Annotated in this window: 10 protein-coding genes and 3 pseudogenes; 8 read left to right on the plus strand and 5 right to left on the minus strand. The window is 66.7% G+C overall.

The window, feature by feature from the left end; genetic code table 11:
• The first annotated feature begins 436 nt into the window (after positions 1-436).
• The 8 genes and pseudogenes from H3V53_RS19660 to H3V53_RS19695 all read left to right on the plus strand — a co-directional run bounded on the left by H3V53_RS19660 (position 437) and on the right by H3V53_RS19695 (position 10,019).
• Positions 437-3,338, plus strand: a pseudogene (locus tag H3V53_RS19660) (DUF4118 domain-containing protein).
• The gene (kdpE, locus tag H3V53_RS19665; protein ID WP_336599391.1) at positions 3,335-4,033 is read left to right on the plus strand and encodes a two-component system response regulator KdpE; all 699 of its coding nucleotides are present in this window, start codon (positions 3,335-3,337) and stop codon (positions 4,031-4,033) included. The pseudogene H3V53_RS19660 and the gene kdpE overlap by 4 nt, the downstream one beginning before the upstream one ends.
• Positions 4,034-4,192: 159 nt before the next feature.
• Entirely contained in the window at positions 4,193-4,513 is a 321-nt protein-coding gene (sugE, locus tag H3V53_RS19670) for a quaternary ammonium compound efflux SMR transporter SugE (RefSeq protein ID WP_336599392.1), read from the plus strand.
• Positions 4,514-4,789: 276 nt separating this feature from the next.
• On the plus strand, positions 4,790-5,401 hold the full coding sequence (locus tag H3V53_RS19675) for a DUF4126 family protein (RefSeq protein ID WP_054927071.1): 612 nt from the start codon (positions 4,790-4,792) through the stop codon (positions 5,399-5,401).
• A gap of 128 nt (positions 5,402-5,529) precedes the next feature.
• Positions 5,530-8,043, plus strand: coding sequence for an ABC transporter permease (locus H3V53_RS19680; protein WP_336599436.1), 2,514 nt, complete (start codon positions 5,530-5,532; stop codon positions 8,041-8,043).
• Between the two features lie 58 nt (positions 8,044-8,101).
• Positions 8,102-8,512 carry a group II truncated hemoglobin gene (locus tag H3V53_RS19685; protein WP_336599393.1) on the plus strand — a complete coding sequence of 137 codons (411 nt, stop codon included), beginning with the start codon at positions 8,102-8,104 and terminating at the stop codon, positions 8,510-8,512.
• 144 nt (positions 8,513-8,656) lie between these two features.
• Positions 8,657-9,387: pseudogene (locus H3V53_RS19690) on the plus strand (alanyl-tRNA editing protein).
• Positions 9,384-10,019 carry a DUF924 family protein gene (locus H3V53_RS19695; protein ID WP_336599394.1) on the plus strand — a complete coding sequence of 212 codons (636 nt, stop codon included), beginning with the start codon at positions 9,384-9,386 and terminating at the stop codon, positions 10,017-10,019. Before H3V53_RS19690 ends, H3V53_RS19695 begins: the two are co-directional and overlap by 4 nt.
• 108 nt (positions 10,020-10,127) lie before the next feature.
• On the opposite strand, the pseudogene H3V53_RS19700 reads toward H3V53_RS19695, so the two are convergent.
• The 5 genes and pseudogenes from H3V53_RS19700 to H3V53_RS19720 form a co-directional block, all read right to left on the minus strand.
• Positions 10,128-10,873: pseudogene (locus H3V53_RS19700) on the minus strand (SDR family oxidoreductase).
• A 45-nt stretch (positions 10,874-10,918) separates the two neighbouring features.
• The gene (locus H3V53_RS19705) at positions 10,919-11,503 is read right to left on the minus strand and encodes an LOG family protein (protein WP_336599395.1); all 585 of its coding nucleotides are present in this window, start codon (positions 11,501-11,503) and stop codon (positions 10,919-10,921) included.
• Between the two features lie 2 nt (positions 11,504-11,505).
• Complete coding sequence (locus tag H3V53_RS19710; protein ID WP_054919832.1) at positions 11,506-12,222, minus strand: TetR/AcrR family transcriptional regulator; 717 nt, start codon at positions 12,220-12,222, stop codon at positions 11,506-11,508.
• Between the two features lie 306 nt (positions 12,223-12,528).
• The gene (locus H3V53_RS19715) at positions 12,529-13,269 is read right to left on the minus strand and encodes a diacylglycerol kinase (protein WP_336599396.1); all 741 of its coding nucleotides are present in this window, start codon (positions 13,267-13,269) and stop codon (positions 12,529-12,531) included.
• Between the two features lie 42 nt (positions 13,270-13,311).
• Entirely contained in the window at positions 13,312-14,343 is a 1,032-nt protein-coding gene (locus tag H3V53_RS19720) for a glycosyltransferase family 4 protein (RefSeq protein ID WP_336599397.1), read from the minus strand.
• Positions 14,344-14,362 lie beyond the last annotated feature (19 nt).

Consider the following 14,362-nt stretch of genomic DNA (forward strand, 5'->3'; position numbering starts at 1 on the left):
GCGCACATTGAGCGAAGCGCGAACGAAAGAAGTATGGGGACGTTGAGGGCCCGTGGGTAAGTGTCAAGCGGCTCGGTGTGAGCGGCTTTCTTTTGCCTGCTTTTCTTTGCCGCTGCAAAGAAAAGTAGGTGCCGCCCCGCACAGGGGCAACGCCCGCGCCGCGTAGGCGCCTCGCGGATGCCCGCGCAAAGGGCAACCCACGCCGGGAACGCCCGCGCCGCGAAGGCGCAACGCGGATGCCCGTGCAGAGGCAACACACACCGTCAACACCTGCGCCACGAAGGCACAACGCGGATGCCCGCGCAAAGGACAAACACACACCGGCAACGCCCGCGCCGCGTAGGCGCTACCGCCCGATACGACAAACATCGAAACATGTCACCATACCCGCACGAAAGTGCATGAAAAAGCCTGCACGAAAGTGCATGAAAAGACTATGTCCCGCCCCGACCCCGACGAGCTCCTCGACAAACTCCAACGAGAAGAAGAAAAACGCCAGCGCGGCAAGCTCAAGATTTTCTTCGGCGCATCAGCGGGCGTGGGCAAGACCTATGCGATGCTGCAAGCAGCCCGGCGCCGCAAGGAAGAAGGCATCGACGTCGTCGTCGGCATCGCCGAAACGCACGGCCGCGCCGAAACAGCCGCGCTGCTCGAAGGTCTCGACGTCCTGCCGCCCGCGCGCATCGAATATCGCAACCGGCTCCTCGCCGAGTTCGACCTCGACAAGGCGCTCGAACGTAAGCCGCAACTGATCCTCGTCGACGAACTCGCGCACTCCAACGTGCAGGGCGCGCGGCACGCCAAGCGCTGGCAGGACGTCTACGAACTGCTCGACGCAGGCATCGACGTCTACACGACCGTCAACGTCCAGCACCTCGAAAGCCTCAATGACGTGGTCGGCCAGATCACGGGCATCCGCGTGTGGGAGACGGTGCCCGACCGCGTGTTCGATCGCGCCGACGAAGTGACGCTCGTCGATCTGCCCGCCGAAGAATTGCTCGACCGCATGCGCGACGGCAAGGTCTACATGCCGCAGCAGGCCGAGCGCGCGGTGCGCAACTTCTTTCGCAAAGGCAACCTGATCGCGCTGCGCGAACTGGCGCTGCGCCGCACCGCCGACCGCGTCGATGCGCAGATGCGCGAGTATCGCGCCGACCGTTCCATTCAACGCATCTGGCAGGCGCGCGAGCGGCTGCTGGTGTGCGTCGGTCCCGGTCCCGAGGCGCCGCTGCTGGTGCGCGCGGCGGCGCGTCTCGCGGCGAGCCTGAAAGCCGACTGGATCGCCGTCTATGTCGAAACGCCGAAGCTGCAGCGCCTGTCCGACGCGCGCCGCGAACGCACGCTCGATGCCCTCAAGCTCGCCGCCGAACTCGGCGCGGAAACCGCCACGCTCGCAGGCGCGGATGCCGTCGCGACGCTGATCGGCTACGCGCGCGTGCGCAACGTGTCGAAGCTGGTCGCGGGCGGCTCGGCGGCGACGGGTTTCGCGCGGTGGCTGCGCCGCCCGTTCGGCGAGCGGCTCGCGCAACGCGCAAGCGATCTCGATCTCACGCTGATCCGCGCGAGCGGCGACGAGGCGGGCACGACGCGCGAGCGGCGCGTGAGCGACGACGCGCGTGCCTGGCGCGAAGCGCTGAGCGCCGGACGCGACCGTCGTTCGCCGCCGCGCAGCTACGCATGGGCAGTCGCAATCTGCGCGGGCGTCACGCTAATCGCGAACCAGCTGATCGACCGCATCGATCTCGCCAATCTCGTGATGCTGTACCTGCTCGGCGTGGTCTTCACGGCCATGAAGCTCGGGCGCGGGCCGGGCGTGCTGCTGTCGTTCCTGTCCGTCGCGGCGTTCGATTTCTTCTTCGTGCCGCCGCGCATGTCGTTCTCGGTGACGGACACGCAATATCTGCTGACGTTCTTCGGCATGCTGCTGACGTCGCTCGTGATCGGCATCGACGTCGAGCCTGCGGCGCGAGGCGAGCGTCGCGCGGCGGCGCGAGCAGCGCACGGGCGCGATGTACGCGATGGCGCGCGAACTCGCCGCGGCGCTGACCACCGAGCAGATCGTCGGTATCGGCAGCCGGCACGTGAGCGAGGTGTTCCGCGCGCGCGTCGCGGTGCTGCTGCCCGACAGCATGGACCAGGTGAAGCAGAAGATCGATGATCCCGATGAGAACATCATGCTCGATGCCGCGTCGCTCGACGTCGATGTCGGCCAATGGGTCTACGATCAGCAGAAGCCGGCGGGCCACGGCACCGATACGCTGCCCGCCGCGAAAGCGCTGTATCTGCCGCTGCGCGCGCCGATGCGCACGCGCGGCGTGCTCGCCGTCGTCATGCAGGACGAGCGCGAACTCGACGTGCCCGAGCAGCAGCGCATGCTCGAGGCGTTCGCGGCGCAGATCGCGCTGGCGCTGGAGCGCGTGCACTACGTCGATATCGCGCGCGATGCACTCGTCAGCATGGAGTCGGAGCGGCTGCGCAACTCGCTGCTGTCAGCGATTTCGCACGACCTGCGCACGCCGCTCACGGCGATCGTCGGCTTTTCGTCGATGCTGGCCGAACAGAACCGCGATACGCGCGACGCCGCGCAAGGCGAACTCGTCGATGCGATCCATGAAGAAGCGCTGCGCATGACGGGCATCGTCACGAATCTGCTCGACATGGCGCGTCTGCAGGCAGGCAGCCTGAAGCTGAACCGTCAGTGGTCGCTGCTGGAGGAAACCGTCGGGTCGGCGCTGCGCGACTGCCGGCGCACGCTCGCGCGGCATCCCGTGCAGGTGTCGCTGCCCGCCGATCTGCCGCTGCTGCAGCTCGACGCCGTGCTGCTGGAGCGCCTGTTCGCGAACCTGTTCGAGAACGCGGCGAAATACGTGCCGCCCGATACGCCGTTGACGATCAGCGCGCAGCGCATCGACGACAACGGCAAGCCGTTGGTGCGCGTATGCGTCGACGATGTCGGGCCGGGCCTGCCGGCCGGCATGGAAGCGCGCATCTTCGAGAAGTTCACGCGCGGCGAGAAGGAATCGGCGAAGCCCGGCATCGGCCTCGGGCTCGCGATCTGCCGGGCGATTGCCGAGGCGCATGGCGGTAAAATTGGCGCGGCCAACCGCGTTGCCGCCGACGGGCGCATCGAAGGCGCGCGCTTCTGGTTCACGCTGCCCGTCGAGCCGCCGCCGCCCGTGCCGGACGGCATCGGCGAAGAGCCAGACGATGCTCTCGACGACGGCGCGCCATCCGCGGCGCTGCATGCCGCCTCCGATGCCCCCCATGCAGCAACGGCGCCGGGCGCGGGCGCGCCTTACCCACAACAAGCCGACACGCATCCGAACACCCACTCATGAGCGAGCTGAGCATCACTGTCGTACTGATCGAAGACGAACAACAGATTCGCCGTTTCGTGCGCGCTTCGCTGGAAGGCGAGGGCATCGTCGTGTACGACGCGCAGACGGGCAAACAAGGGCTGATCGAAGCGGCGACGCGCAAGCCCGATCTGGTGATCGTCGATCTCGGCCTGCCGGACACCGACGGGCTCGATGTGATCCGCGAGCTGCGCGGCTGGAGCGAGTTGCCCGTGATCGTGCTGTCGGCGCGTACGCAGGAAAGCGAGAAAGTGGCCGCGCTCGACGCCGGCGCCGACGACTACCTGACCAAGCCATTCGGCGTGTCCGAGCTGCTTGCCCGGATTCGCGCGCATATGCGGCGGCGCAATCAGGCTGGCTCGAACGAGACGCCGCAGGTGCACTTCGGCGGCGTGAGCGTCGACCTCGCGTTGCGCCAGGTGACGCGCGACGGCGAAGCCGTGCATCTGACGCCGCTCGAATACCGGCTGCTCGCGACGCTCGTGCGCCACGCCGGCCGCGTGCTCACGCACCGGCAACTGCTGCGCGACGTGTGGGGGCCGTCGCACGTCGAAAGCCATCACTATCTGCGCATCTACATGGCGCATTTGCGGCAAAAGCTCGAGCGTGATCCCGCTCAGCCCGAGCATATCGTCACGGAGACGGGCGTCGGTTACCGGCTGGTCGGCGTCGTGTGACGCTGCGCGCACGGTGCGGCAGCGCGTCGCTTCATATCGTTTGACTTATAACGCCGACCTGATTTTCGGCCTATCTTGATATAATGGTGGCAGCAGGGACGACCCTGCTGCATCCGCTATCAACGGGGACGGCCCCATCATCCAATGGGAGTACGTCTTGTGTCCTGGATTCTTCTCTTTGTCGCTGGCTTGCTGGAAGTGGCATGGGCCGCGGGTCTTAAGAATTCCGATGGTTTCACCCGTTTCTGGCCGTCGGTGTTCACGGTCGTGACGGCGCTCGGCAGTTTTGTGCTGCTGGCAATGGCGATGCGCCAGTTGCCGCTCGGCACGGCCTACGCCGTCTGGACGGGCATCGGCGCGGTTGGCGCGTTCATTTTTGGCATCGTGATGATGGGTGAGGCGGTGACGGCCGCGCGCGTCGGCAGTGCGGTGCTGATCGTTTTCGGGCTGATCGGGCTCAAGCTGTCGTCCGGGCACTGAGGCCCGCGAAGGCGTGCGATGCGGGCGGCGTTGACCGCCCGCATCATCGGAAAACTGCCGTAATCTCGCCACAAACATGCACAAAACGGCCGCCCCGTTATGCGGCCGGCGAATTGACGTGGCTATAATGAGACGGAAATCCCCTTGAAATTGCTCCGCGCGGCCTTGATGCGCGGGTCCGGCGGCTTCGGCGGGCGGAGCCTCTGGCGCTTCCCACCGTTCCATGGCTTGAGCCGCCGGAACTGACGGCACGCGACGCGTGCCTCGGAGGCAGCCATGCTTGAACCTCTTTCGCTTGCGGCGGGCCTCTCGTGGGGCAGCGGCTTGCGTCTCTATCTGACTGTGCTGATTGCGGGCGTCTTCGGACGCGCCGGTTTCATCCATCTCCCCGATACGCTGTCCGTGCTGCAGTCGCCGTGGGTGATCGGCGCGGCGGCCGTGCTGACCATCGCTGAATTTCTCGCCGATAAAATCCCCGCCTTCGATTCGCTCTGGGACGCGGTCCACACGTTCATCCGTATTCCGGCGGGCGCTGTGCTCGCCGTCGGCGCGCTGGGCCACGCCGACCCGGCGCTGATGACGATCGCCGCGCTGGCTGGCGGCACGCTCGCGGGCGCCTCGCATCTGACCAAGGCGGGCACGCGCGCGCTGATCAATCTGTCGCCGGAGCCGGTGTCGAACGTCGTCACGTCGTCGGCGGAAGACGGGCTCGTATTCGGCGGGCTGTTGCTCGCGCTGTTCGTCCCCGTGCTGTTCCTCGTGCTGCTGGTCGGCTTTCTGGTGCTCGCGAGCTGGGCGCTGCCGCGCCTGTGGCGCGGCGTGCAGGGCGGCTTTCGCGGCATGGCGACGCACATGGTGTCGCGACTCGCCCGGAGCCGACACGATTGAGCGAAGCCGAGCGCGTCACTACCGAGGCTTTGCCCGAGCTTCGTTCCGGACCTCCGCATTCTCCTCATGAGCGGCGCGCGTCCGCGCACCGGCTGTCGCTCGGTCATCTGCTGCAACAGTCGCTGCGCATGACCGCGCGCGACTGGCGCGCGGGCGAGCTGACGATGCTGCTGCTCGCGCTCGTACTGGCCGTCGCCGCGCTGTCGAGCGTCGGCTTTCTCGCCGACCGCCTGCACCAGGGGCTCGAGCGCGATGCGCGGCAGATGATTGCCGCTGACTTCATCGTGCGCGCCGATCATTCCGTCGATCCGCAATTCGCCGACAAGGCGCACGCGCTCGGCCTCGACACGGCGACGACAGCTATCTTCCCGAGCATGGTGAACTCGGTGGCTGCACAGACTGGGTCACAGCCTGGATCACAGCCGGTTTCGCGTCTGGCCGCCGTGAAGGCCGTGTCGGCGGGCTACCCGCTGCGCGGCGCGCTGAAAATCGCGCTCGCGCCGGGCGGGCCCGAGCGCGAGGTGCGCGGCATCCCGCCGCCCGGCGACGTGTGGGTCGATCAACAGATGCTCGACGCGCTGAAGGCGCGCATCGGCGACAAGGTCAAAGTGGGCGGGCGCGATTTCACGATCGGCGCGCTGATCACGCGCGAGCTGGATCGCGGTTTCGCGTTCGTCAATTTCTCGCCGCGCCTGATGATGCGTGCCGACGAGCTGGCGTCGACGGGACTCGTCGGCTACGGCAGCCGCGTGACGTACCGGCTGCTGGTGTCCGGCAGCGACGCGTCGGTCGCTGCATTCGCGAAATGGGCGCACGAGCGCGTCGACAACGGCAAGATGCGCGGCTATGCGCTGGAGTCGCTGCAGGACGGCCAGCCGCAGGTCCGTCAGACGCTCGACCGCGCGAGCCACTTTCTGACGCTCGTGTCGCTGCTGACGGCGCTGCTCGCGGCGGTGGCGATCGCGATGGCGGCGCATCGCTACATGCGGCGGCATCTGGACAGTTGCGCGGCGATGCGCTGTCTCGGCGCGAGCCAGCGGACCTTGCGAGCGCTGTTTGTGTTCGAATTCGCGGGACTCGGTCTGCTCGGCGGCGCGGCGGGCGTGGTGCTCGGTTTCGGCGGTCACCTGGCGCTGTTCTGGTGGCTCGGCAGCCTGATCGACGTGAATCTGCCTTATCCGAGCGTCTGGCCGGCGCTCGAAGGCATCGCGGCAGGTCTCGTGCTGCTGATCGGCTTCGCGCTGCCGCCGCTGTTGCCTCTCACGCACGTGCCGCCCGTGCGCGTGCTGCGCCGCGAGTGGGGCGACGAGGGGCGCACCGCGTGGGCGGCGTACGCGCTCGGCGTCGCGCTGTTCGCGGGCCTGCTGATTCTCGCGGCGGGTGAGCTGAAGATCGGCGGCATCGTCGCGGGCGGATTCGCGGGCGGGCTGCTGCTGTTCGCGCTGCTCGCGCGGCTCGCGCTGTGGAGTTCCGCGCGCATCGTGCGCAGCGAGCGCCTCGCGGTGGGCATCGGCTGGCGCTATGCGCTGGCGTCGCTGGAGCGCCGCGCGAATGCGAGCGCGCTGCAGATCACCGCGCTCGCCATCGGCCTCATGTGCCTGCTGTTGATCGCAATGACGCGCAACGACCTGATCGAAGGCTGGCACCGCTCGACGCCGCCCGACGCGCCCAACGAGTTCATCATCGACATCCAGCCCGACCAGCGCGATCTCGTCACGCAGTATCTGGGCGCGCACGGTTTTCCCGGCATCGAGCTCGCGCCGATGGTGCGCGGCCGGCTGACGGCGATCAACGGCAAGCCCGTCAATCCCGACGAGTTCAAGAGCGAGGATGCGCGGCGGCTGGTCGATCGCGAGTTCAACCTGTCGTACACGACGCAGCTGCCCGATGACAACCGCATCGTGTCGGGCGACTGGTACGGCGGCGCGACGAAGCCGCAGATCTCGATCGAGCAGGGGCTCGCGAAGCTGCTGAAGGTGAAGGTCGGCGACACGATGCGCTTCGACGTCACGGGCCTCACCGTCGATGCGCCCGTCACCAGCATCCGCAAGCTCGACTGGGGCTCGTTCAAGGTCAATTTTTTCGTCGTGATGCCGCCTGCCGCGCTGCAGGACTATCCGGCGACCTTCATCACCAGCTTCCACGTGCCGCCCGAGCGGCGCACGGTGATCGACGGGCTGATCGGCCAGTATCCGAACCTGACGGCCATCGATACCGCGCCGATTCTCGCGCAGGTGCAGCGCGTGATCGACCAGGTGATCGGCGCCGTGCAGTTCCTGTTCGCGTTCACGCTGATCGCGGGCGTGCTGGTGCTGTACGCCGCGCTCGCGGGCACGCGCGACGAGCGTATGCGAGAATCCGCGCTGCTGCGCGCGCTCGGCGCCTCGCACCGGCAGGTGCGGGCGGTGCAGGTTGCGGAGTTCGTCGCGGTCGGCGCGCTGGCGGGCCTGATGGCCGCCGTTGGCTCGCAGGTGATCGGCTTCGTGCTCGCGTCGCGCGTGTTCGATTTTTCGATCGACTTCAACCCGTGGCTGATTCCGGCGGGCGTGGCGGCGGGCGTCGCGTGCGCGGCCGTCGGCGGCTGGCTGAGCTTGCGCCACGTGCTGATGCGGCCCGCGCTGCAATCGCTGCGCGACGCGTGATTGCGCTGCCGCACCAGGCGCGCCGCCCTGAAATCCCTTTGACTGTGTCGTTGCCCGTATGACTGATCCGATTGACGAAGCACCGTCGCAACCGACGGCCTTCGAACTCGTAGGCGGCGAGGCGCGCGTGCGCGAACTCGTCGACCGTTTCTACGACCTGATGGACCTCGAAGCCGACTTTGCGAGCATCCGCAAGCTGCATCCCGCCACGCTGGACGGCTCGCGCGACAAGCTGTTCTGGTTCCTGTGCGGCTGGCTCGGCGGTCCCGATCACTACATCAGCCGGTTTGGCCATCCGCGACTGCGCGCGCGGCATCTGCCGTTTCAGATCGCGTCGGTCGAGCGCGATCAGTGGCTGCGCTGCATGGCGTGGGCGATGGAAGATGTCGGCCTGCCCGAGCCGCTGCGCGAACGCCTGCTGCATTCGTTCTTCGATACGGCCGACTGGATGCGCAATCATCCCGGTTGAGCGTCGTGGCTCGTCAAGTCGTGTGAAAGCGTCGTGCTGAAGCGCCCAGTACAGTTCTGCCGGGCGTGAGCCGATCTGAACGCGGCGGGCATCGGCGGGATCGGCATAATGTCCGCTGGCACGACGAATGACAGGAGACTCCCCATGACGACGCGCGCGCTGTTCCGCGACGACGCCTATCTGACCCACTGCGACGCAGCGATCACCGCCATCGACGAGCAGGGCATCCATCTCGACCAGACCGTGTTCTATCCGCTTGGCGGCGGCCAGGCGGGGGACATGGGCGCACTGACGCTTGCCGACGCCACGCGCATCGAGATCGCCGACACCCGTAAGGCGAAATTCGAAGGCGCGACCCCCGACGACGCCGTTCACATTCCCGCGCCCGGCCAGGAAGCGCTGCTCGCGCAGCTCGTCGTCGGCCAGAAAGTCACGGCGCAGATCGACTGGGGGCGGCGCTATCGGCACATGCGCCTGCACACGGCGAGTCATCTGATGTGCGCGGTGTTGCCGTATCCCGTCGACGGCTGCAGTATCACGGCCGACTACGCGCGGCTCGACTTCGCCACCGTCGAGCCGATCGAGCGCGCGCAGGTCGAAGCGCGGCTCGCGGAACTCGTCGGCGGCGCGCATGGCGTCGCGACGCAGTGGATCACCGACGACGAAATGGCCACGCGCCCCGAACTGGTCCGCACGATGAGCGTCAAGCCGCCGATGGGCCTTGGCCGCGTGCGCTGCTGCGCATCGACGGCGTCGATCTGCAGCCGTGCGGCGGCACGCACGTGCGCAACACGCAGGAAATCGGAGTGCTGCGCGTCGCGAAGCTCGAAAAGAAAAGCGCGCGTACGCGGCGCCTCGTGCTGGAGCTTGCATGAGCGAGCGAGGCGTCGCGCCGGCGTATTCGTCGCAGGCGGATTACGCGGCGCTCGACGCGCGAGCACGCGACGTGCTCGACGGATGGTTCGGCGCACCCGGTTCGGACGAATTCGGCCGCGACCACAAGCGCTGGTTCAAGCGCAACGACGCGTTTGACGCCATGCTGCGCGAGCGCTTCGGCGCGCTGATCGACGCGGCGCTCGCGCATGAGCTCGACGCGTGGCTCGCGACGCCGCTCGGTTCGCTCGCGCTCGTGATCGTGCTCGACCAGCTCACGCGTAACTGCCGGCGGCGCACGGCGCGCATGTACGACGGCGACGCGCAGGCGTTGCGCATCGCGCGGTGCATGGTCGCGGACGGCAGCGACGTGCTGCTGCCGACGGTGTATCACCGGGCATTCGCCTATATCCCGTTCGAACATGACGAAACTATCGAAGGCCAGCGCGAAGGCGTGCGTCTTTACACGCTGCTCACGCCGCTAGGGCTCGATCCTTCGTATGAGCGCTCGGCCGTGCGGCATGCGGCCATCGTCGAGCGGTTCGGGCGCTTTCCACATCGCAATGCGCTGCTCGGCCGCGCGTCCAGCGACGAAGAAATCGCGTTCTTGCGCCAACCTGGGTCGTCGTTCTAGCCGATTGCTTCGCGGCTTACCCGTCGTTCGCGCCGAGCGGCGTGCAAGGCGCACTGGCGGCAGCACTGCCGCCGGCCTGGCGGCTGGTTTGCAGCGGAGCAAGAGAGGTCAGCGGCCGGCGCTAACGTCGAGCAGCGCGCCATTCACGTACGACGACGCGTCGGTCAACAGCCAGACGATTGCTTCGGCGACTTCGTCGGCGGTGCCGGGGCGGCCGAGCGGCGTCTGCGCGCCGAGCACCGCCGCGCGGTCGGGGCGGCCGCCGCTTGCATGGATCTCGGTGTCGATCAGGCCCGGGCGCACCGCGTTCACGCGGATGCCTTGCGGGCCGAGTTCTTTCGCGAGGCCGATCGTCATCGTGTCGACGGCGCCTTTCGAGCCCGCATAGTCGACGTATTCGTTCGGTGAGCCCAGGCGCGCCGCCGCCGACGACACGTTCACGATCGCGCCGCCACGTCCGCCGCGATCCTTCGACATGCGCCGCGCCGCCTCGCGCGCGCACAGATACGCGCCGTACACGTTGACGTCGAACATGCGTTTGAGGCGCGCGGCGTCCATGTCGGCGAGCGGCATCGACGGCGCGACGATGCCCGCGTTGTTGACGAGCGTGTCGATGCGGCCGAAGCGTGCTCGAGCGCATCGAGCACGTCGATCACCTGCGCTTCGTCCGCGACGTCGCCCGCAATGACGCGCGCGTGGCCGCCCGCGCGTCCGACTTCGGCGGCGGCTTCTTTCGCGGCGCCTTCGTTGGACGCGTAGTTGAGGCCCACCGACCAGCCGCGCGCGCCGAGCAGGCGCGCCGTCGCGCGGCCAATGCCGCGGCTCGCGCCCGTGATGAGAACCACTTTCGTCATGTCTGCCTCTCGCTGCGAAGCGTGGATGCGGCTCACAAGCGTGCGCTACACGCGCTCGCGCCGGTCAGCCCATTTGTCGGCGACGGGCGGCTGGTAGCGCCGTAGCTTCGCGATCAGCGCCGCGGGGTCACTGTCGATCTGCAGGATGTCGAAGTAGGTCTGGCGCATGAAGCCTTCCTGCACCGTGTGTTCGAGCATCGAAATGAGGGGATCGTAGAAGCCGTCGATGTTCAGCACCGCGACGGCCTTGCGGTGATAGCCGAGCTGCGCCCACGTAAAGACTTCGAACAGTTCTTCGAGCGTGCCCGCGCCGCCTGGCAGCGCGACGAACGCATCGGCGAGATCGGCCATCATCTTCTTGCGATGGTGCATGTCGGGCACCACGTGCAGCTCCGACAGGCCGTCGTGGCCGACTTCCTTGTTGACCAGCAACTCCGGAATCACGCCGATCGCGCGGCCGCCTGCCGCCATCACTTCGTCGGCGATCACGCCCATCAGGCCGACCTTGCCGCCGCCGTATACGAGCGACAGGTTCGCGGCGACGAGCGCGCGTCCGAATGACTTTGCCGCTTCACGATAGAGCGGCTTCGCGCCATCGGACGATCCGCAATACACACATACCGCCTTCATCTTCAGCTGTCCTTCTGTTCGTTGCGAGGTTCGCGCGGCGGCAGAAAGTCGTAGAACTCGCGCTGCGGATGCTTGCCCGACACCAGATCGTCGAACAGCTCGCGCGAGCGGCCGCGCAGATAGGGCGCCATCAGCGAGACGATCTGCACGCTCACCTGATGCAGTTCGGCGCGAATCGTTTCCTGCTCGTTGTACTTGCGCGGATTCATCACGAACTGGTAGGAGAGCCAGTACGTCGCGATGACGCCGATGTTGGTGGCGATCACCTTGATCTCGTCGGGCGTCGCGACCATTTCGCCATCGGCGACGAGTTGCTCGCAGAACTGGCTGGCAAAGCGCACTTTGTGGCTGATGATCTGCTTGAAGTGTGTTTCGAGCGTGCGATTGCGCGCGAGCAGGTCGTTCAGGTCGCGATACAGGAAACGGTAGCGCCAGGTGAAGTCGACCATGTACTGCAGATACGACCACATTTCGTCGATGGTCGCGCGATGATCGTCCGGAAAACGCAGACGCTTCTCGATCTCCTGCTCGAACTGGCTGAAGATGCTGTTGATGATGTCGTCTTTGTTACGGAAGTGGTAGTACAGGTTGCCCGGACTGATTTCCATTTCCTCGGCGATCGTCGTCGTCGTGACGTTCGGCTCGCCGATCTCGTTGAAGAGCTTCAACGATAGTTCGAGAATCCGTTCGCGCGTGCGGCGGGGAGGTTTGGCTTCCATGTCGTCTGCTCGTGCCTGTTTTTGAGACTATCGGACGATTATAAACCGACCGTTCGGGGCGGCTGATTGCCCTTCGTGGCGCGCGGATCCGCGTTGGGCCTTCGCGGTGCAGGCGCAGCCGGTGTGTTTGCCCTTTGCGCGGGCATCCGCGTTGCGCGTTCGCGGCGCGGGTGCCGCCCCGCACAGGGCAACGCCAACAAACCAGAGACAAAAAGCGGATGCCCGCGCAAAAGGCAAACACACACCGGCATCGCCCGCGCCACGAAGGCGCTATCGCGGAGGCAAGCAAAAACCTACAACCAAAACCTACATCAAACCCCGAACCCACCGCACAACGAGCGGCCCCACCAGCAACGCCCAGGTCATCACACAGATAAACAGCGCGACCATCACGGCAGCACTGCCGAGATCCTTTGCGCGCCGCGACAACTCGTGCCGCTCAAGCGAAATCCGGTCGATCGCCGCCTCGACGCTCGAATTGAGCAACTCGACGATCAGCACGAGAAACACGGACCCAAGCAGCAACACGCGCGACACAGGCTCGACGGGCACGAGAAGCCCGCACGGTACAAGAATCGCGGCGAGCGTCAACTCCTGCCGAAACGCGCTCTCTTCACGAATCGCAACGCGAAATCCCGCCAATGAGTTTTTCATCGCGTGCCACGCGCGCGTCACGCCGCGATTGCCCTTGTACGGGTTAAACGGCAGCGGCGCGAGGGGATCGTCGGGACCCAGGGGCTCAGGGCGCTCGGATGGCGCCGCGCTCGCGTCGGCTTGCGAGCGCTCGTGTGCGTCAATCAGGGTGTCCTCTTCGGCAGGCGCGGAGCCTTGGCGCGCCGTCGCGCGCGTCGTGGATGACATGGCGGAGAAGGATGTGGGAGCAGGTCTGGACCGTCCAGCATAACGCGCTCGCGGCGCGCCGTCGTCATGCGTGTCGTGCAGGTCGTCGAACGGTTCGACATTCGGATCGGCGTCCGGCGCGAGGGTGGCGGCCTCGCGCCGCGATTCCTGCGGCGTGCGCAATGCGTTCGATTGTCTCGTTTGCATGGGCGTGGCGAGAATTGAGTGCGCGCTCGCGCGGGCGGCGAATCAGACGGCGGCGCGTTCCTCGCGATAACTGGAGCGCGGCAGGGGCTTCAGATGTGCGGCGAACTGCTCGGAGGCGGCCGTCCACGAGAAACGCTCGGCCCACGCTCGCGCATGATTGCGATCGATTTTCAGCGCCTGCAGGCACGCTTCGCGCAGGTCGTCGTGCATCGCGCCCGCGCCGCCGTCGCCGAGCACGTCGATCGGGCCCGTCACCGGGTACGCGGCGACGGGCGTGCCGCAAGCGAGCGCTTCGAGCAGCACGAGGCCGAACGTGTCGGTCTTGCTCGGGAACACGAAGACATCGGCAGCCGCGTAGACCTTCGCAAGCTCGGCCTGCGTCAGCACGCCCAGGTAGTTGGCGGCGGGATAGCGCGACTTCAGTTCGGCAAGCGCCGGGCCCTCTCCGCAAACCCACTTCGAGCCGGGCAGATCGAGCTTGAGAAACGCTTCGACGTTCTTCTCGACGGCAACGCGTCCAACATACAGAAAAATCGGCCGCGCGGTGTTGAGGACCTTCGATTCCATCTGCCGGAAGATCTCGAGATCGACGCCGCGCGTCCACAGCACGACGTTCGTGAAGCCGAACTTTTCGAGGTCCGACTTGACGACGGGCGTCGGCGCCATCACAGCCAGCGACGCTTTGTGGAACCAGTGCAGAAAGCGGTAAGTCCACGCGAGCGGAATGCCGAAGCGTGCCTGCACGTACTCCGGAAAGCGCGTGTGATACGCAGTCGTGAACGGCAGCTTGTGCTCGATCGCATACGCGCGCGCGGCCAGTCCAAGCGGGCCTTCCGTCGCGATGTGCAGCGCGTCCGGCTGGAACTCGTCGATGCGCTTGCGCAGATGGCGCTTGGGCATCAGCGACAGACGAATCTCAGGGTACGTCGGGCACGGAATCGTCTTGAACTCTAGCGGCGTCAGCAGTTCGACCTTGTGGCCGAGCGCCGCCAGTTCGCGCGTCGTGTTCTTCAGCGTGCGCACGACGCCGTTGACCTGCGGTTCCCATGCATCGGTGACGATCATGATCTTCATACGAATGGCCCTCTCGTAG

The organism is Paraburkholderia bengalensis, from assembly GCF_037126505.1.
GTDB classification, from domain to species: Bacteria; Pseudomonadota; Gammaproteobacteria; order Burkholderiales; family Burkholderiaceae; genus Paraburkholderia; species Paraburkholderia bengalensis.

Bases quoted from the DNA above. Each gene is read 5' to 3' on its own strand.
- H3V53_RS19720 (WP_336599397.1), bottom strand. From the start codon at position 14,343: ATGAAGATCATGATCGTCACCGATGCATGGGAACCGCAGGTCAACGGC.
- H3V53_RS19680 (WP_336599436.1), top strand. From the start codon at position 5,530: ATGACCGCGCGCGACTGGCGCGCGGGCGAGCTGACGATGCTGCTGCTC.
- H3V53_RS19675 (WP_054927071.1), top strand. From the start codon at position 4,790: ATGCTTGAACCTCTTTCGCTTGCGGCGGGCCTCTCGTGGGGCAGCGGC.
- H3V53_RS19710 (WP_054919832.1), bottom strand. From the start codon at position 12,222: ATGGAAGCCAAACCTCCCCGCCGCACGCGCGAACGGATTCTCGAACTA.
- H3V53_RS19715 (WP_336599396.1), bottom strand. From the start codon at position 13,269: ATGCAAACGAGACAATCGAACGCATTGCGCACGCCGCAGGAATCGCGG.
- H3V53_RS19685 (WP_336599393.1), top strand. From the start codon at position 8,102: ATGACTGATCCGATTGACGAAGCACCGTCGCAACCGACGGCCTTCGAA.
- H3V53_RS19705 (WP_336599395.1), bottom strand. From the start codon at position 11,503: ATGAAGGCGGTATGTGTGTATTGCGGATCGTCCGATGGCGCGAAGCCG.
- kdpE (WP_336599391.1), top strand. From the start codon at position 3,335: ATGAGCGAGCTGAGCATCACTGTCGTACTGATCGAAGACGAACAACAG.
- H3V53_RS19695 (WP_336599394.1), top strand. From the start codon at position 9,384: ATGAGCGAGCGAGGCGTCGCGCCGGCGTATTCGTCGCAGGCGGATTAC.